We start from the raw sequence: 18518 nt of genomic DNA on the forward strand, positions 1-18518 counted from the left end.
GAGATTTTAGGCTACAGACGTATTTTCAATAACCATTTTGCCGTTATAATATAAGTTGCCGTCAACTGTATATGCACGGTGAGGTAAATGTACTGCACCTGTAGTTTGACAAGTTGTTAAACTTGGAGCCACAGCTTTATAATGTGTTCTTCTTTTATCTCTTCTGGATTTAGAGATTTTCCGTTTTGGATGTGCCATTTTTTCCTATGTATTAATTTACTTTTTAATATTCTTTAATGCTTCCCATCGGGGGTCAGCACTTGGATTTTCTTCACTCGAACCGCCCGAAAGCTGCTTTAGTTTTTCGATCATTTCCTGGTCGCACCATTGTGTATTCCCTTCGTCATCGCAACGATTAATATAGGGAACTGCCAGGTTAATATATTCGTAGATTAATGAACCTACATTAATCTCATTTTCATTTTTTGTCAAAACAATGATCTCGTCAGTATCTTCTTCCAGGTCGACGTTCGCAGAGAACTTTGCAATCTGACGTTCATCAATTTCTACCTGATAAGGATAGTCTGCCAGGCAAACATCACAACCAAGCATCATTTCCCCGGAAATCCGAAAATGCAGGATCATCAAAGTTTCCTGTTTCTCCAGATCCAGATCAACTTTCAGCTTTCCACTCTTGACAAGAGAGTATTCAAATGCACTGAAAAAAGCATCATTCACTTCAAATTCAAACTGATGAATTCCAAGTTTTAATCCGGTATACGGAATGCTATATTGTAGTAACGATTTCAAAGCACGCCAATTGAGCCTGCAAATTTACGAAAATTTATTTAGTTGGAAACAGTTTTTTCAAAAACCGAAAAAGGTATTTCAAAGGCTTAATCTCTATCTTTTGAAAACTTGCTAAGCTTCAAAGGATTGGACCTTAATTCAACACTTTCTCTTCGGCGTTCGACTATATTTATAGCTGTAAAAAGGGCTTCACGGAATGAACTTTCCGATGCCAGATTTTTCCCCGCTATATCGTAGCCAGTTCCATGATCTGGAGATGTACGTACAACCGGCAAACCTGCCGTGAAGTTTACTCCATTATGAAAGGCTATTTGTTTAAAGGGAATCAGTCCCTGGTCGTGATACATTGCGAGAACCCCGTCGAATTGGCAGTAGGTATGAGCTGCAAAAAATCCATCTGCGGCATACGGGCCGAAAGCAAAACAACCCTTCGAATTTGCCTCCGCGATGGCAGGTATAATTACTTCCAGCTCTTCCTTACCAATCAGGCCATTATCTCCGGCGTGGGGGTTCAGTCCCAAAACAGCGATCCTTGGTTTTTGAATCCAGAAGTCTTTTTTTAGGCTTTCACTCATGAGGCTAAGCTTAGATACGATCTTATCTACGCTTAATTTTTCGGTTATTTCATGTACAGGGATGTGACCGGTTACAACTCCAATCCGGATGTCTTCACTTACCAGAAACATCAGTGAATCGGCGGAATTTGTTTTTGACTGGATATATTCCGTATGACCGGCAAACTGAAAATTGTCGCTTTGTATATTATGCTTATTTATTGGCGCTGTAACTAAAGCGTCTGTATTGCCGGCAATCAGATCGTCAAGCGCTTTTTCCAATGAGATAAAAGCATATTTTCCACCGGTTTCCGTTGTCATGCCAAGTTCGATCTTTACGTCCTCTTCCCAGCAATTGATCATATTTGCACGCTTATTCTGAGCATGGGCAGCACTATTAATGACATTGAAGTTCAACTCGGCATTATCCATAGCTTTCCGGTGGAACGAAGCAACTTTTGTATGCCCGTACACAATTGGCGTACAATAGTCGAGAATACGGTTGTCCATCAGAGTCTTCATGATGACCTCCATTCCAATGCCGTTTATATCGCCGATTGATATACCTATTTTTATTTTATCGCCCATTCCGTTTTCTATAAGCTAACTGATTAATGAAAAGCCTGGTGGCTTTTTCGTGTACGCAAATTAAAGACTTTAATCTGTAAGTTGTACGTTTTACGTTGTACGTTCTACGTCTGGGCGCTTAAGGGGAGATTTAAGTTTTACGTTTTACTTCTGGGGTGATAGGAGTTATACCTTGTACGTTATAGGTATTATGAGCCCAGCCCAACAACCAACAACAAACCGTGGTAAGAAGACTTATAACGTACAACGTATAACGTACAACTTTCTAAATCCGTAACTTTGCCATAAACCACCGCCCTCCATGAGTTTAGTCAAGGCCAAGAAACATCTCGGACAACATTTCTTAACAGACAAAAATATTGCTGAGAAGATTGTAAATAGCCTTCAATCCGCAGACAAGTATGATCATGTTCTGGAGGTCGGGCCGGGGATGGGCATCCTTTCTGACTTTCTACTCCGCAAAGATGACCCCCAGACTTACCTTATAGATATTGATTCGGAATCTTACGGCTTTTTACAGAAAAAATACCCTTCACTGGGCGAACGGCTGATTAATGGTGATTTCCTGCAACTTGATTTCAAAAAGATATTTCCCGGTAAGCTCGGCATAATTGGAAACTTTCCATACAATATATCCTCTCAGATTCTTTTTAAAGTTCTGGATAATCGCGATCAGGTAGTAGAATTAGTCGGAATGTTTCAAAAGGAAGTTGCTGAAAGATGTGCCGAGAAGCCCGGAAGTAAGGAGTATGGCATACTAAGTGTTTTTCTGCAGGCGTTTTATAAGGTTGAATATTTATTTTCTGTTAAACCCGGAGTGTTTAACCCGCCGCCGAAAGTTACTTCTGCAGTGATACGACTTACCCGTAACGAGGTAGAAAGGTTGGATTGCGATGAAAAATTGTTTTGGCAAGTGGTTAAGGCCGGCTTCAACCAAAGAAGAAAAACCTTACGGAACTCACTTTCGTCGCTTGTGAGTAAGGAAGATATGCAGGATGATCCATTACTCGAACTGAGAGCGGAAAGATTAAGTGTGGCTGATTTTGTTAAACTGACAAACCTTGTGAGCGTTTCAAGATAAATTAAATGAGTAAAAAGATACTTATAGCTGATCATCTCCATCCTGCTTTTAAAGAAGAAGCAGAAAGACTGGGATATGTGTGTGATGATATGCCGCTTTTGAGCCGGGAGGAGACTTTACAGATCATCAATGACTATACAGGCATTGCTATTCGTACTAAATTTCTTATTGACAAAGATCTTATTGACGCTGGCTCCAATCTTAAATTTATTGCAAGAGCCGGGGCTGGTATGGATAATATTGATGAAAAATATGCAATATCTAAAGGCATTAGTTGTATTAATGCTCCTGAAGGAAACCGTGATGCAGTGGGTGAACATGTTATAGGGATGCTATTGAGTTTATTAAATAAGCTCAGAAATGGGGATCAGCAAATCCGGAATTGCGTATGGGATCGGGAAGCTAACAGGGGATTTGAGCTTAAGGGTAAAACTGTAGGTCTCATAGGATATGGAAACAATGGACGGAGCCTGGCTAAAAAGCTCTCAGGTTTTGAGGTTAATGTAATTGCTTACGATAAATATAAAACCGGTTTTAGCGATCAATATGTGAAAGAGGTGAGTATGGAAGAGATTGTTAAATACGCGGATATATTGAGCTACCATATTCCACTTACCCGCGAGACCAGGCAGTTATTTAATGAGGAATACCTCTTCCATTTCAGGAAACCAATTGTTTTATTAAATGCATCCAGAGGTGAGATCGTCAATACAAAATCTGTTTTGAATGGATTGAGGAATGGAAGGATCTTAGCCGCAGGGCTGGATGTACTTGAAGTTGAAAAATTTCCTGCTTTGTCTGAACAGAATTGGTATCAGGAACTTATAGATAGCGATAAAGTTATTTTAAGCCCTCATGTTGCCGGCTGGTCAGTAGAATCTTACCGGAAGATTTCGGAAGTGTTGGTTGAAAAGTTGAAAGGACTAATGATCTCCTGAATTATATCCCTCTCCTTGCTTTGTGGATGCTGTTTTTTTGCTTCAGCCCAAAACACACATCCGCATAGCCGGGAATGCAAACCCAACTGGCATTCTTCCACTCGTCAATAAACTTGTAAGTCCTTTATCTTATTTCACAACAGAAATTTGGAAATCTAAAATCAAAAATATTATCTTCGTATTGATACGAGCAAGACTATATTGGCTTAAGCCGACATAGTCTTGTTTGTTTTTATAGACTTTACCATAAAACTGAGAGAGACATGACGGACGTAACGTATTACACCCAGGAAGGATTGGATAAATTAAGAGAGGAACTTCATAGCTTGAAGACTGAAGGCAGGTCGCAAATATCCAAAGCAATTGCAGAGGCGAGAGATAAGGGCGACCTTTCTGAAAATGCAGAGTACGATGCAGCCAAAGAAGCGCAGGGGCATCACGAATCCAAAATTTCAAAGCTTACGAACGTTCTTGCGAATGCACGGTTAATTGATGAGTCGAAGCTCGATATAACAAAAGTCCTGGCTTTATCCATTGTCAAGATTAAGAATATTCAGAACGGGACAACGATGACCTATCAGCTGGTATCAGAAACGGAAGCCGATTTGAAGTCTGGAAAGATCTCTGTAAAATCACCAATTGCCCAGGGTTTGTTGGGCAAATCTGTCGGAGATAAAGCTGAAATTGCTGTTCCTGCCGGCAAAATAGAATTCGAGATCGTAGAAATAAGTCGATAGCTCATGGAATCAATTTTCTCAAAAATTGTAGCGGGAGAGATACCGGCTCATAAAGTTGCAGAAAGCGTGCAATATCTCGCCTTCCTGGATGTAAATCCACTTGTAGAAGGCCATGTATTAGTCATCCCCAAAATCGAGATCGATTATTTATTTGATATGGAAAGTGACGAATACGTCGGTTTAATGATGTTTGCACAGATCGTTGCCAAGGGCTTAAAAAAGGCCATTCCTTGTAACAGAATTGGATTAACTGTGATGGGAATGGAAGTTCCTCATGCACATATTCATCTCATTCCAATGAACAGCATGGATGATATGAACTTTGGCCGGCAAAAACTCAATCTAAGCGAAGAGAGACTTGTAGAAATTGCCGACCTGATTAGGGAGAAGCTTTAAGGCGGAGGTCGGAGGTCGGAGGTCGGAGGTCTGAAGTCTGAGGTCGGAGGTCTGAAGTCGGAGGAAACTCCATGGTCTCAAACGCTATGGATCCAGGCAGTTCTGATGTCGGAAATCCATCAGACATCTTACCTCAGACATCAGACCTCATTTAACCCGCTTAACATTATCCTTCGCAAATGCATCCCAACCCGTATAATTCTTTTTATCACCAGAAGTCGTTATTTTTTGGAATGAATGGCAGACGGCCACCGCAAGCCCGTCTGTTGCATCAAGAAATTCTGGTGTTTCGGTAAATTTTAACAGGGTTTTGAGCATTGCGCTAACCTGTTCCTTGGATGAATTTCCATTCCCTGTAATCGATTGTTTGATTTTGCGCGGCGAATATTCAAAAATTGGAAGGTTTCTGGATAATGCGGCAGCCATAGCGACTCCCTGTGCCCGACCTAGTTTTAACATAACCTGAATATTCTTGCCGTAAAACGGGGCTTCCACCGCCAGGCAATCCGGGTGGTATTGGTCAATCAGCAATACGGTTTTCTCAAATATGTGTTTCAACTTATGTGGATGATCGTCCAAATGGTCGAGCTTTACCACACCCATGCATAAAAGATCAATGTTGCTCTTTACTTCTTTCACTATCCCATATCCCATGATACTCGTTCCGGGGTCAATCCCGAGAATAATCCTCTCCCTGGCTTTCTCTTTTAACATGCTTCAATATTAGTAATTTGCAGTCAAAGCTCGGGCAAAATTTAAATTCCGGGAAGGTTTTCGTTAACATTGCAGAAAGAAGTTCATTTGAATCGCCAGACAAAAAAAAATCTTAGCATCATTATCAAGATCGCCATTCTGGTGCTGGCCTTCGGCTTTATTTTTGACAAGCTCAGGAACAATCAGAATATCGCAAGCTTCAAGTTGCTAACAAATTCCATTTCTTCTTCAAGCGTCTGGATCGTGCTTGTTACCTTGTTTTTTTTAATGTTATTAAACTGGTTCCTTGAGGCTTTGAAATGGAAGTACTTATTACGCGGAGTAGAGAAAATCAGCACATGGAAAGCAGTGGAATCGGTTTTTTGCGGACTTACCTGGGCTGTTTTTACTCCGAATCGTATTGGTGAATACGGCGGACGGGTCTTTTTCCTTTCCCCCCGAAAGAGGGTTATAGGAGTTATATCAATGATTGTGGGTTCAATCGGTCAGATGGTCATCACTAATGTTCTTGGCTCCCTGGCTTTGTTATGGTTCGTATGGAATTTTATGAACCTGAATATAATTGTCAATTTCTCCCTTACCTTTCTGGTGGTAATTTTCTGTAGCTTTTTTCTCCTTTTCTACTTTAATATTCAATTAATCGACAATTTGCTGGCTAAAGTAAATTTTATTAAACCTTTTAGAAGGTTTTTTAGAATACTGGCGAAATATAAAAAAGCAGATCTTTTACGGATTTTAACTTATTGCCTTTCGCGTTTTACTGTTTTTACTACTCAATATTGTCTTGTAATTGTACTTCTAATCCCGGATATCCCCTTTTTTCCGATGGTGATGATACTGTTTATCCTGTTTTTTATTCAGTCATCTCTCCCATCTCTGGATATTTTCGATATTGGGGTAAGAGCGCTAACAGCAGGATATTTTTTCGGTTTCATTACTAATCAGGAGCTTGCAATTATGGCAGCCACTGCGTGTATTTGGCTTATTAACTTGATTATTCCGGCAATTTTGGGCTCCGCATTTGTTTTAAAACTTAATTTCTTTGGTAATTCTAGCAGCTAGTATCCTAACAGGGTGCCTTACATTATTATATATACTTATTATCTTCTTCCTCAGGCTAGGGTGGGGAAGAATACCCTATTTTAAAAAGACGGATACGACTCCTTCGACTTTTGTAAGCATCCTTATTGCTGCCAGAAATGAAGAAGGAAAGATTGAAAAAACCATCATGGATATTTTAGCACAAAATTACCCCGGCAAATTTTTCGAACTTATAGTTGTGGATGACCATTCTACAGATCGTACCTCGGAAATTGTTGCCTCTTTTTCAACCCTGGGTGTGAAACTGATAAAATTAGATGAGTCGGAAAAGTTAAATTCTTACAAAAAGAAAGCAATTACTGAAGCCATCAATCTGGCTCAGGGCGAACTAATAATTACAACAGATGCAGATTGCAGGATGGATGAGTCATGGCTCACAACCATTGTTTCTTACTACGAATCGGGTCATTATAATATGATCTCGTCGCCTGTAATATATTTCGAGGAGAAAAATAGCTTTGAGGAGATGCAAACCCTGGAATTTATGTTTCTCATTGGATTGGGAGCTTCTGGTATTGGCAATAAAATGCCGGCAACTTGTAACGGTGCTAATCTCGCGTACCGTAAGGATGTTTTTATTAAGTTGCACGGATTCAAGGGAATCGACGATCTGGCTTCGGGCGACGATGAATTATTCCTCCATAAGGTTGCCTCAGCTTATCCTGGTACTATTGGGTTCTGTAAATCCCGTGAAGCAGTGGTTTATACTCATGCAAAAGAGAATCTCAAAGAGTTTATTCAGCAAAGAAAACGTTGGGCATCAAAAAGCACCCGTTACAAAAACAAGGGAGTTGTATTTCTCGGATTATCTATATGGCTGTTTAATTTATTGTTTCTATTAAATTTCTTTTTAGGGTTTACGGACCCCTTTTTTTGGAAGATCGGCTTAATAAGTCTGGCCTTAAAAATGTCTATTGAACTGATATTTTTGTTTCCAGTCTGCTCATTCGCAGAGAGAAAGCGCCTGCTATTGTATGTTCCACTATCTACAATAGTTCATATTTTTTATTTGGTTTTCATCGGTATTGCCGGTAATTCGGGTAAATATAAATGGAAAGGGAGGATGGTAAGGTGAGCCTTTCTTTGTTTTTCGGTAACATTTTCCTACTTTTATCACGCACCGTCACCAATAAATATTGTATTGGCAAATTTTCCAACATCAGTAATTAATGATGAGAGTGAATTAATCCAGCTCCTTTTAAAGAGGCAGGCAGAGTTAAATTCGCTGCTTGAAATCACCCAGGCAATTAATAAAAATAGCTCCTCAAATGTCTTATTTGAGATGCTGGAGGTGATTTTAAATGTCCATTTGAAGATTGGCCAGGTACGTCTGCTAATCCGGGAGGGCGAGTATTTCTATTGCGCTGCACGTTTCGGCGGTGAGTTCGAAAATGCTAAAACGCTGCAGCAGACTTGTCAAGCACTTTCAGACTACAAGCATATCACCGCCCTTAAAACAAATACGAATGCTTTATTGAGTAAATACGAATATTTTGTCCCTGTTTTTCACAAAGAGGAATTCCTGGCATTTGTGCTGATTGGTGATTTTAATACCGGCCACGAATTATTAGTCAACGACTTGAACTTTATCGAAACCCTGATAAATGTTATAGTAGTAGCACTTGAGAATAAAAAACTTTTTAAAGAAAGGGTTGATAGGGAGCGCCTGCAACGGGATATGGAGCTCGCCGTAGAGGTACAGGGCATGCTCATTCCCCGAAGTTTGCCAAAAACGGGTTCAGTTGAGGTGGGGGCAACCTATTTACCGAATGAAAATATTGGTGGAGATTATTTCGATTTCATCAAGCTTGGCCCGGATGAGTTTTTATGGTGTATTGCCGATGCATCAGGTAAAGGTGTCTCTGCAGCATTGTTAATGGCTAATTTGCAGGCCAGCCTCCGGGCCTGGTCCTCTGTTGAGAGCGATCTGGTAAAGATGATTGAGCGTCTTAACGAAATTGTAGTATCAAATACTAATGGTGAAAGGTTTATTACCCTTTTTCTGGGACTTTACAACGAAAGAACGCGCGTGCTCAAATATGTTAATGCAGGCCACAACCCACCGATCCTGATAAATGGTAAGAAGATTAAATTCCTGAAAGAAGGAACCACTGTTATCGGAGCATTTGACAAACTACCAATGATAAAAATGGGAACAGAAATCCTATCGCCCGGGAATCTTATTTTTAACTATACTGATGGCCTGGTAGAAAGCGCGAATGAAGAAATTTTTATTTCTGATGATGAATTGGTAGATCATTTAATGAGACACTGCAATTCCTCAGTTGACGATCTAAATGAAGCTATTCTTCGAAATATCCAGCTTAATAATAACGCAAGGATGAATTCGGATGATATCACCATTCTATCGATCCGCATCCTGTAAAAGTATCACAAGAATTTCTAAATTTGCCGGACAAGAAAGTTCTTCTAACTACTAATGCTATTACCCTTTTTTCAGAATGATTTTATTGAAGCAGGTTGCGACGAAGCCGGACGCGGCTGTTTGGCAGGACCGGTATATGCAGCTGCGGTGATTCTCCCGAAAAACTTCAGCCATGAAGTGCTGACCGACTCAAAACAGCTCTGTGAAAAGGATAGATACCAGCTTCGCGAGTGTATTGAGCGCGAAGCGATTGCTTTTGCCGTTGCGCAGGTTGACCACGAAGAAATCGACCGGATAAATATTCTGAATGCTTCTTTAAAGGCAATGCATCTTGCACTTGAAAAACTTCATATTTCTCCCGGGTTTATAATCATAGATGGAAATCGCTTTAAGCCCTACCAAACGGTACCCCACCAGTGTATTATAAAAGGAGACGGCAAATATTATTCAATAGCCGCAGCCTCCATCCTTGCAAAAACATATCGCGACGATCATATGCATCGGCTTTCTGATGAACACCCGCAATATGACTGGAGCCGTAACAAGGGTTATCCCACAATAAAACATCGTGATGCTGTAATTTCTTACGGCATGTCACCATATCATCGAAGGACCTTCAGAATCACAGATCCTCAGCTGAGTCTTAGTTTTAAGGAATAGCGTTTAACAAATCCTTTGCGACCTTTGCGTCGTATTTTGCAACCTCTGCGTTTCCCCTTTTTTAACTACTTTTGCCGCACTCAATCTTAGCCCTTAATGAAGAATGTAGCTTTAAATGATGTGCACCTTGGCCTGGGTGCCAAAATGGTACCTTTTGCAGGTTTTAATATGCCGGTGCAATACAGCGGCATAAATGTAGAGCATGAAACGGTTCGTAAAAACGTTGGTGTTTTTGATGTAAGTCATATGGGTGAATTTATTCTTAAAGGGGAGGGAGCACTTGATCTTATCCAACGGATAAGCTCTAATGACGCATCAAAGCTTTTTGACGGAAAGATCCAGTATTCCTGCCTTCCAAATGATAAAGGTGGGATCGTTGATGATCTTCTGGTTTACCGAATTGATGAGAAAACCTATATGCTGGTTGTTAATGCATCCAATATCAACAAAGATTGGGATTGGATATCTAAACATAATTCTGGTGGGGTGGAAATGAAAAACATTTCTGATCAAACTTCCCTGCTGGCTGTACAGGGTCCAAAGGCTGCAGCTGCTTTGCAGAGCCTTACGGACGTAGATCTGGCCTCAATGGAATACTATACTTTTAAGAAAGGTACATTTGCAGGTATCGACAATGTTCTGATTTCCGCTACTGGTTATACTGGCGCCGGGGGATTTGAATTATATTTTGACAACCAACATGCCGTGCACATCTGGAATGAAATATTTAATTCCGGAGAGCAATTTGGGATAAAACCTATCGGCCTGGCAGCGAGGGATACACTGCGACTGGAAATGGGCTTTTGTTTATATGGTAATGATATAGATGATACGACCTCTCCTATAGAAGCCGGGCTGGGCTGGGTAACCAAATTCACTAAGAATTTTGTGAATTCAGAGAATCTTGCTCTCCAAAAGCAGGAAGGAGTAAGCCGCAAGCTGGTTGGCTTTGAAATGGTTGATCGGGGTATTCCAAGGCATGATTATGTGATCGAAAATGCGGACGGAAATATTATTGGCAAAGTAACTTCAGGAACACAGGCGCCTTCATTGCAGAAGGCAATTGGTTTGGGTTATGTATCGAAGGAGTTCTCGAAAGACGGTACGGAAATATATATAAAGATCCGGGATAATAGGGTTAAGGCCCATGTGGTTAAGTTTCCGTTTAAGTAATCTTAAATTAGCATGCAAAAACGTAATCTCGAAGTTTGTCTTACTCCAGCCCTCCTCCATCTTTATGATTTTAAATCGAGTATTGTAGTTGTCATCGATATCTTTAGAGCGACATCCTCCATCTGCTATGGAATTGAGAATGGTGCCGAAGCAATAATTCCCGTGGCCACCGTTGAAGCATGTGAATCGTACAGACACTCTGATTTCCTTCTCGCAGCCGAAAGAAATGGAGAAGTGGTCGACGGTTTCGATTTCGGAAATTCTCCTTTTTCATATATTAGGGAAAAGGTAGACGGCAAAACGATAGTCCTCACTACCACCAACGGCACGCATGCAATTAATTTGTCCCGGGGTGCAAGTAAAATAGTAATTGGCTCATTCTTGAATTTAAAGGCGCTTTGCGACTGGCTTAAAACTCAGTCAAATGATGTTCTGCTACTTTGCTCAGGTTGGAAGGACAAGGTAAATTTAGAAGATACACTTTTTGCAGGTGGAGTAGTACACCTCCTTAAGAATGAAAATTACAGTTTAGACGATTCAGGAATAGCTGCTGAGGATCTTTATAATATGGCTAAGGCTGATCTGAACACCTACCTTAAAAAAACTTCGCATAGCGAACGGCTGAAAAAACTGGGTATCGAAGAAGACATCGCTTTTTGTTTGAACCTTGACCTAACCACAAGTATCCCTGTGCTGGATGGGGAGAGGTTGGTGAAGATGACATAAATATCAGGTTTCAAGTATCAGGTATCAAGATTTCCACCAAACTTACCTGAACCCCTTCTCGTCCAGCCTGGTAACAGAGAACTGGCAACTGGTAACTGTTCTACTTCAACTTCTCATTCCCCCGATGCCTCTCCCCATCCCGGGTCGTTTTCTTCACCAAATTCTTTTCCAGGGCATCGGTAAGATCAACGCCGGTTTGATTTGCAATGCAGATAAGAACAAATAGTACATCTGCCAACTCATCGCCGAGGTCTTTGCCTTCATCAGACTTCTTAAATGACTGCTCACCATATTTACGGGCCATAATGCGGGCAACTTCACCAACCTCTTCCATAAGGATAACTGTATTAGTCATCTCATTGAAATAGCGGACACCTGTGCTATTAATCCATTTATCAACCGTTTCCTGAGCTTCCTGTATGGTCATGTGTCATTCTTTAGATTTTGTATCAATTGAAATGGTGACTGGTCCGTCGTTGATCAGACTGATTTTCATATCAGCCCCGAAAATCCCTGTTTGAGTTTTCTTTCCGGTTACTTTGGCCAGTTCAGTTATCATACGTTCGTAAAGTGGAATTGCAACATCAGGCTTTGCGGAACGTGTAAAGCCGGGTCGGTTGCCTTTTTTTGTTGATGCATATAATGTAAACTGGCTGATCAGTAATATGCCACCATTAACATCTGCCAGACTCCTATTCATAGCTCCATTCTCGTCCCCGAAAATCCGCATGTTTGCAATTTTTTGCGCCAGCCATATTAAATCCTCTGCGCCATCCGAATCTTCAATACCCAGTAAAACCATAAACCCGGCATCAATCTTTCCTGTTACTTCGCCGTTTACGGAACAGGAGGCACTGCTTACACGCTGAATGATTGCTCTCATTTTAAGCCCGGGTATCGTTATTATGATATATACTTAAGTAACTGTCGTATCGTGATGGCTCAATTTCATCCGTTTCCAAAGCCTTGAGTACGGAACATCCCGGTTCATTTATATGCCTGCAATTGTGAAATTTGCAATTTTCCATCAGCTCCCTGATCTCGGGAAATAATCTTCCTAGTTCCTGTTTTTCAATGTCGAATACCCCCAACTCACGAATGCCGGGTGTGTCGATCAGGTATCCGCCGAAAGGAAGCTCAAACATTTCTGCAAATGTGGTTGTGTGTTTTCCTTTATCGCTCCACTCAGAAATATCTCCGGTTTTAAGCTGTGATCCGGGAAGCAGTGCATTTATTAGTGTTGATTTCCCAACACCAGAATGCCCGCTTACCAACGTTACTTTATCCTTAAGCAGTTCCTTGATTTGCTCAAGATTAGTCATCTCAATAGCAGAAACACTATAACAAGGGTAACCGGCTTTTTCATATATCTGCTGGTAAAGCTTAAGAATTTCCAACCCTTCGTTGCTAAATAGATCCAGTTTGTTAAAGATCAGCATGGCAGGAACAGCATACGCCTCAGCTGTGACCAAAAACCGATCGATAAATCCCAAAGATGTTCGTGGAGAAGCGAGAGTCACAATCAGAAATGCCTGATCAAGATTTGCGGCAATAATCTGCGCCTGCTTAGAAAGATTTACTGATTTGCGAATAATATAATTTTTTCGCGGATACAATGTGCCTATAAGCCAGGTATCCTGGTCGGGTTCGCGTTCTACCTCCACCTTATCGCCAACTGCAATGGGATTGGTGGTTTTGATATCCAGGGTTCGGAATTTGCCCTTTATACGGCAATTGATGATTTCACCGCTTTCTGCGACTACTTCATACCAGCTTCCGGTTGACTTTATTACTAGGCCTTGCATTGGGTGTAAAGATAATGGATAGTTTTTTAGTTGTTAGCTGCCCTGCCTGAAGTCAGACGCATTGCCAACAAAAAAAAGCTTGGCGTGTGAAGTATTTATAATGTTCTAAGCCGGAGGTTTTTAAAATAAGTAAAAATTCATTTGCTATTTCAAAAACTAAGTCCGTTATTAGCGCCTCAGAAAAACAATGAGCAATTATTCTTACACCACAGCAACAACAACAACCACGCTAACGCGACGGGGAAGGTTTTGTATGGTGTAATAAGTACATAAAAACATCAAAAACGCCTTCCTCCACCACAGGGGAAGGCGTTTTTTTTTAATAAAAAATTGGTTTAAGAAAAAAATGCCTTCCTGACCGGTGGGCGGGAAATCGCCCGGCCAGACCGGTTGGAAGGGCTTCAGTATTAATAAGAACAAAAGAATAAATAGATGAAAGTTTTAAAATTCGGAGGCACATCGGTAGGATCAGTTGAGTCGATCACCAAGTTATTACAGATCATTGAGAGCGAAGATGAAAATTCTGGAAATCCGGTGATTGTTCTCTCCGCGATGAGCGGAGTCACGAACTTACTTTCAGCTATGGCTGACAAAGCATCGCAAGGTGGGTCTTTTCATAATGAGCTGAAGGAGCTGGAGGAGCGTCATTTTGATGTTATCAAAGAACTGCTTGCGGTGTCAAGACAAAATCCAGTATTTACACAGCTGAGGATATTGTTTAATGAAGTCGAAGACCTCCTTCAGGGAATTTCGATGTTGCGGGAACTTACTCCCAGGACACGCGATCTTGTCTTAAGTTATGGGGAACGTTGTTCGGCTTTCATGATCTCTAAGATTGCAGGGCAGGAAAAAGGTAATACCATTTTTGTGGATGCCCCAGATTTAGTTAAAACCGATAGCAGCTTCGGGCAGGCAAAAGTGAATATTGCACTGACTGAAATACTGATCCGGAATTTCTACGAAAATAATAGGGGTAAAATGCTGTTCGTCACCGGCTTCATAGCCAGCAACGACGAGGGCAGGGTAACGACACTTGGAAGAGGCGGCAGCGACTATACTGCAGCAATTTTCGGAGCGGCCCTCAATGCGAGCGAAATTGAGATTTGGACAGATGTAAACGGAATGATGACAGCAGATCCTCGGATGGTGAAAAAAGCATTTTCATTACCTGAGTTATCTTATACTGAAGCTATGGAACTTTCCTTTTTCGGTGCCAAGGTAATTTATCCGCCAACGATGATCCCTGCCTTTATGAAGATGATCCCAATCGTTATTCGTAATACTTTCGAGCCTGAATTTGCTGGATCTGTAATAAAACATAATTGTGAAAATTCTAACCTTGCTATAAAAGGGATATCATCAATCGATGATATTAGCATAATAAATATTGAGGGAAGCGGTATGGTAGGTAAGGCTGGCTTTAGCGGTCGCTTATTTTCTCTGCTTGCCCGTGAACAGATCAACGTTATACTCATCACACAGTCTTCTTCTGAGCATAGCATAACATTTGCTATTCCTCCCGGCGATGCGGCCCGTGCCCAGCATATGATTGAAATTGAATTTGAGCTTGAATTGCTCGCGAAAAAATTGGAAGCTCCCGTGTTTGAACAAGGACTTGCCATTCTTGCGATCGTAGGTGAAAACATGAAACAAACTCCCGGCATTTCCGGAAAGCTGTTCCACGCACTGGGGAGAAACGGTATTAACGTGAGGGCCATCGCCCAGGGTTCGTCAGAGTATAATATTTCTGTGATAATTTCCCGCGAAGACCTGAATAAAGGCCTTAATGCAGTTCACGATGCATTCTTCGTCGACTTAAACAAAACCCTGAACCTGTTTTGTCTGGGGACCGGCAATATTGGAAAAACTCTATTTCGCCAGTTGCAAGAACACCGCCAGTTCCTTCAGGAGCATAATGGTATTCAAATTAGAGTGGTAGGTATAAGTAATACCCGCAAAATGTATTTTGATCCCGATGGAATAGATCTGGAGAATTGGGAGAAGACGCTCGACGGCTCCTTACTTTCAGCTGATTTAGGGGCTTTCGTAGAGAAAATGAAGAACTTGAATCTGCCAAACTGCGTTTTCGCTGATAATACTGCAAGCTTAAAGCCTATTGAATTCTACCATGAAATATTTAGCTCCAATATTTCAATAGTAGCCTGTAATAAGATTGGAAATTCATCAGCCTATGCACAATACAAGCTGTTTAAAGACACTGCGAGAATTCATGGAGTGGATTATTTCTATGAAACAAATGTAGGAGCAGGTTTACCAATAGTGCGTACACTTAAAGACCTGATGGTCAGCGGCGACAGGATTCTCAGTATCGAAGCGATCCTTTCCGGGACAATTTCTTACATATTTAACAACTATAAAGGGGATGTCACGTTTCACGATATCGTTAAACAAGCTCAGGAAAAAGGTTATACAGAGCCAGATCCGAGGGATGATTTAAAAGGAACCGACTTTATGCGAAAAATGCTCATCCTTGCCAGGGATGCCGGATACCCTCTTGAGGCAGAGGATGTGCATATTGAAAGTATGCTTCCTCAAGCCTGTATCGATGCACAGTCGGTTGATGAATTTTATGCTGAGCTTAAAAAGCATGATGCCTTCTTTGAAAAACTTAAAAAGCAGGCTGAAGACGGTCGTAAGGTACTGAGGTATATAGCAAAACTTGAAGATGGCAAAGCCACAATTAACCTGCAGATGGTGGATGAAACCCATCCTTTTTATGCGCTTTCGGGAAGTGATAATATAATTTCCTTTACAACGGACCGCTATAAAGAGCGCCCAATGGTAGTAAAAGGCCCGGGAGCGGGTGCGGATGTAACCGCGGCCGGAGTATTTGCAGATATTGTAAATGTCGGGGCACAATAATTTAACTGCAAATGAATAAATCAATTAAAGTTTTTGCCCCTGCTACAGTAGCAAATGTTGTTTGTGGTTATGATGTTTTGGGCTTTGCTGTCGACCAGCCTGGCGATGAAGTGATCATGCGTATTAAGGACAAGCCCGGCGTAATTATTACTAAAATCAGCGGCGATGATGGGCGCTTACCTTATCATCCTGCTAAAAACACAGTTAGTGTAAGTGTGCAGCATTACCTGGAACATATTGGCCGTCCGGAAGTAGGAGTGGAGATTGAGCTGTTTAAGAAAATGCCGATTGGTAGCGGTCTTGGTTCAAGTTCTGCCAGTACTGTCGCCGGTCTGTTTGCAGTAAATACCTTATTAGGTAATCCATTGACGCAAATGGAGCTGGTTCCATTTGCTATGAAGGGTGAAGAAATGGCCTGCGGTACCGGCCATGCTGACAATGTTGCTCCTGCTCTGCTGGGCGGATTCGTCCTTATCAGGAGTTATGAACCCCTGGATATTATACAGCTACCTCATCCTGAAGAACTATATTGTTCAATTGTATTTCCTCATGTAGACGTGCCCACCCGCGATGCACGTAAAATTATCAGAAGCAATGTTCCGTTAAAAGATGCGGTGGTGCAGTGGGGAAATGTTGCGGGTTTGGTTAGCGGTTTATTCATGAAAGATATCGATCTCATTTCCAGAAGTATGAAGGATGTCATAGTGGAACCTGTTCGATCTATTCTGATACCTGATTTCTACCGCTTAAGGGAAATAGCTATGGAGAACGGCGCTCTTAGTTTTGGTATTTCAGGTTCAGGCCCGTCAGTTTTTACCTTCGCGCGAAATGCAGACGACGCTCAAAATATTAACGAAAAGCTACAGAAACATTTCCTTTGGCTGGATACAGAAAGTATCGCTTATCATTCCACTATCAATTCAAAAGGCCCGATAATACTAGATTAAATGCAATTCTATAGCACCAATAATAAGGCCCTAAGGGTTTCCTTTAAAGAAGCCGTATTTAACAGTCTGCCAGCCGACAAAGGCCTGTATATGCCAGAGGCGATACCAGTATTGGATCCTGAATTTATCCGCAACCTCCATACTTACAGCCTGCCGGAGATCGCTTTCACGGTTGCTAAGAATATCCTTGATGATGATATTCCAGATCAGGATTTGAGGAGAATCATAGGGGATGCAATAAATTTCGATGCGCCGATACATCAACTGGCAGAACAAATCCATGTCCTTGAGCTTTTTCATGGACCTTCATTAGCCTTTAAAGATTTTGGTGCGCGCTTTATGAGCAGGATAATGAGCTATTTCATGGAAGCCGGCGAAAAGGAGTTGAATGTACTCGTTGCAACTTCGGGAGATACCGGCGGAGCGGTGGCGCTCGGCTTTTTGGGTGTAACTAATACGCGGGTTACCATTTTGTATCCGAAAGGAAAAGTAAGTCCGATTCAGGAATTACAGTTAACAACTAACGGACAAAATATCCGTGCTATTGAAATCGAAGGAACATTTGACGATTGCCAGGCTCTGGTAAAGCAAGCGTTTAACGATCCTGAATTAAAGCAAAAGTTTCGCTTAACTTCTGCGAACTCTATTAATATTTCCAGGCTGATCCCTCAAACGTTTTATTACTTTAATGCCTATGCTCAGTTGCTGCGCCAGGGTAAAACAGAGGTGATCTTCTCTGTTCCCAGTGGTAATTTTGGGAATATTGGTGCAGGTATTCTCGCCTGGAAAATGGGCCTGCCTGTTAAACAATTTATCGCTGCGACAAATATTAATGATACAGTTCCAGCTTTTTTACAGAGCGGCGTTTATCAGGCCAAACCTTCTATTCAAACGTATTCAAACGCAATGGATGTTGGCGATCCAAGCAACTGGGTAAGAATAATGGACATCTTCGACGGACATAGTGAAGACTTGAAAAAACTCTTAACAGCTTATACATTTACTGACAATGAAACTCTTGCGGCAATCGAAAAGGTTTATAACGACCAGCAATACATTATGTGCCCTCATACAGCAAT

The 18518-nt window shown here is 41.4% G+C and carries 20 protein-coding genes; 13 read left to right on the top strand and 7 right to left on the bottom strand.

Annotation, left to right across the window (positions count from 1 at the left end; genetic code table 11):
* Positions 1-6: 6 nt before the first annotated feature.
* From rpmF to pdxA, 3 genes are all read right to left on the bottom strand, one after another.
* A complete protein-coding gene (rpmF, locus tag ACLL8Z_RS10745; protein WP_411274786.1) occupies positions 7-198 on the bottom strand; it encodes a 50S ribosomal protein L32 in 192 nt (63 codons plus the stop codon).
* 18 nt (positions 199-216) lie between these two features.
* Positions 217-750, bottom strand: a complete 534-nt coding sequence (locus ACLL8Z_RS10750; RefSeq protein WP_411274787.1) for a YceD family protein — start codon at positions 748-750, stop codon at positions 217-219.
* 86 nt (positions 751-836) lie between these two features.
* Positions 837-1892, bottom strand: coding sequence for a 4-hydroxythreonine-4-phosphate dehydrogenase PdxA (pdxA, locus tag ACLL8Z_RS10755; RefSeq protein WP_411274788.1), 1056 nt, complete (start codon positions 1890-1892; stop codon positions 837-839).
* A gap of 301 nt (positions 1893-2193) precedes the next feature.
* On the opposite strand from pdxA, the gene rsmA reads away from it, so the two are divergent.
* The 4 genes from rsmA (at position 2194) to ACLL8Z_RS10775 (ending at position 5044) form a co-directional block, all read left to right on the top strand.
* Positions 2194-2973: a 16S rRNA (adenine(1518)-N(6)/adenine(1519)-N(6))-dimethyltransferase RsmA gene (gene rsmA, locus ACLL8Z_RS10760; RefSeq protein ID WP_411274789.1), complete on the top strand. Its 780-nt coding sequence runs from the start codon at positions 2194-2196 to the stop codon at positions 2971-2973.
* A 5-nt stretch (positions 2974-2978) separates the two neighbouring features.
* A complete protein-coding gene (locus tag ACLL8Z_RS10765; protein ID WP_411274790.1) occupies positions 2979-3911 on the top strand; it encodes an NAD(P)-dependent oxidoreductase in 933 nt (310 codons plus the stop codon).
* Positions 3912-4174: 263 nt separating this feature from the next.
* Positions 4175-4648 carry a transcription elongation factor GreA gene (gene greA / locus ACLL8Z_RS10770; protein WP_411274791.1) on the top strand — a complete coding sequence of 158 codons (474 nt, stop codon included), beginning with the start codon at positions 4175-4177 and terminating at the stop codon, positions 4646-4648.
* A gap of 3 nt (positions 4649-4651) precedes the next feature.
* A complete protein-coding gene (locus ACLL8Z_RS10775) occupies positions 4652-5044 on the top strand; it encodes an HIT family protein (RefSeq protein ID WP_411274792.1) in 393 nt (130 codons plus the stop codon).
* Between the two features lie 147 nt (positions 5045-5191).
* Here ACLL8Z_RS10775 and ruvC read toward each other — a convergent pair whose 3' ends face one another.
* Positions 5192-5758 carry a crossover junction endodeoxyribonuclease RuvC gene (gene ruvC, locus ACLL8Z_RS10780; protein ID WP_411274793.1) on the bottom strand — a complete coding sequence of 189 codons (567 nt, stop codon included), beginning with the start codon at positions 5756-5758 and terminating at the stop codon, positions 5192-5194.
* 87 nt (positions 5759-5845) lie between these two features.
* On the opposite strand from ruvC, the gene ACLL8Z_RS10785 reads away from it, so the two are divergent.
* From ACLL8Z_RS10785 to ACLL8Z_RS10810, 6 genes are all read left to right on the top strand, one after another.
* Positions 5846-6820 carry a lysylphosphatidylglycerol synthase domain-containing protein gene (locus ACLL8Z_RS10785; protein WP_411274805.1) on the top strand — a complete coding sequence of 325 codons (975 nt, stop codon included), beginning with the start codon at positions 5846-5848 and terminating at the stop codon, positions 6818-6820.
* The gene (locus ACLL8Z_RS10790; RefSeq protein ID WP_411274794.1) at positions 6801-7934 is read left to right on the top strand and encodes a glycosyltransferase family 2 protein; all 1134 of its coding nucleotides are present in this window, start codon (positions 6801-6803) and stop codon (positions 7932-7934) included. Before ACLL8Z_RS10785 ends, ACLL8Z_RS10790 begins: the two co-directional genes overlap by 20 nt.
* 66 nt (positions 7935-8000) lie before the next feature.
* Entirely contained in the window at positions 8001-9245 is a 1245-nt protein-coding gene (locus tag ACLL8Z_RS10795) for a PP2C family protein-serine/threonine phosphatase (RefSeq protein ID WP_411274795.1), read from the top strand.
* 54 nt (positions 9246-9299) lie between these two features.
* Positions 9300-9905 (top strand): ribonuclease HII, encoded by a 606-nt coding sequence (locus tag ACLL8Z_RS10800; protein ID WP_411274796.1) that lies wholly within the window; start codon positions 9300-9302, stop codon positions 9903-9905.
* Between the two features lie 96 nt (positions 9906-10001).
* Positions 10002-11078, top strand: coding sequence for a glycine cleavage system aminomethyltransferase GcvT (gene gcvT, locus ACLL8Z_RS10805; protein WP_411274797.1), 1077 nt, complete (start codon positions 10002-10004; stop codon positions 11076-11078).
* A 12-nt stretch (positions 11079-11090) separates the two neighbouring features.
* Entirely contained in the window at positions 11091-11804 is a 714-nt protein-coding gene (locus ACLL8Z_RS10810; protein WP_411274798.1) for a 2-phosphosulfolactate phosphatase, read from the top strand.
* 100 nt (positions 11805-11904) lie between these two features.
* On the opposite strand, the gene ACLL8Z_RS10815 is transcribed toward ACLL8Z_RS10810, so the two are convergent.
* From ACLL8Z_RS10815 to rsgA, 3 genes are read right to left on the bottom strand one after another with little or no spacing between them, the layout of a single operon-like run.
* Positions 11905-12231: a nucleotide pyrophosphohydrolase gene (locus ACLL8Z_RS10815; RefSeq protein WP_411274799.1), complete on the bottom strand. Its 327-nt coding sequence runs from the start codon at positions 12229-12231 to the stop codon at positions 11905-11907.
* A 3-nt stretch (positions 12232-12234) separates the two neighbouring features.
* Positions 12235-12687 (bottom strand): D-aminoacyl-tRNA deacylase, encoded by a 453-nt coding sequence (gene dtd / locus ACLL8Z_RS10820; RefSeq protein ID WP_411274800.1) that lies wholly within the window; start codon positions 12685-12687, stop codon positions 12235-12237.
* A gap of 1 nt (position 12688) precedes the next feature.
* Positions 12689-13609 carry a ribosome small subunit-dependent GTPase A gene (gene rsgA / locus ACLL8Z_RS10825; RefSeq protein WP_411274801.1) on the bottom strand — a complete coding sequence of 307 codons (921 nt, stop codon included), beginning with the start codon at positions 13607-13609 and terminating at the stop codon, positions 12689-12691.
* Between the two features lie 432 nt (positions 13610-14041).
* Here rsgA and thrA point away from each other — a divergent pair, with 432 nt between their 5' ends.
* The 3 genes from thrA to thrC form a co-directional block, all read left to right on the top strand.
* On the top strand, positions 14042-16492 hold the full coding sequence (gene thrA / locus ACLL8Z_RS10830; protein WP_411274802.1) for a bifunctional aspartate kinase/homoserine dehydrogenase I: 2451 nt from the start codon (positions 14042-14044) through the stop codon (positions 16490-16492).
* Positions 16493-16503: 11 nt separating this feature from the next.
* Positions 16504-17439 carry a homoserine kinase gene (locus tag ACLL8Z_RS10835; protein WP_411274803.1) on the top strand — a complete coding sequence of 312 codons (936 nt, stop codon included), beginning with the start codon at positions 16504-16506 and terminating at the stop codon, positions 17437-17439.
* A partial coding sequence (gene thrC, locus ACLL8Z_RS10840) for a threonine synthase (RefSeq protein ID WP_411274804.1) occupies positions 17440-18518 on the top strand: 1079 nt, incomplete at its 3' end.

This window comes from Daejeonella sp. (assembly GCF_046590655.1).
GTDB lineage: Bacteria > Bacteroidota > Bacteroidia > Sphingobacteriales > Sphingobacteriaceae > Daejeonella.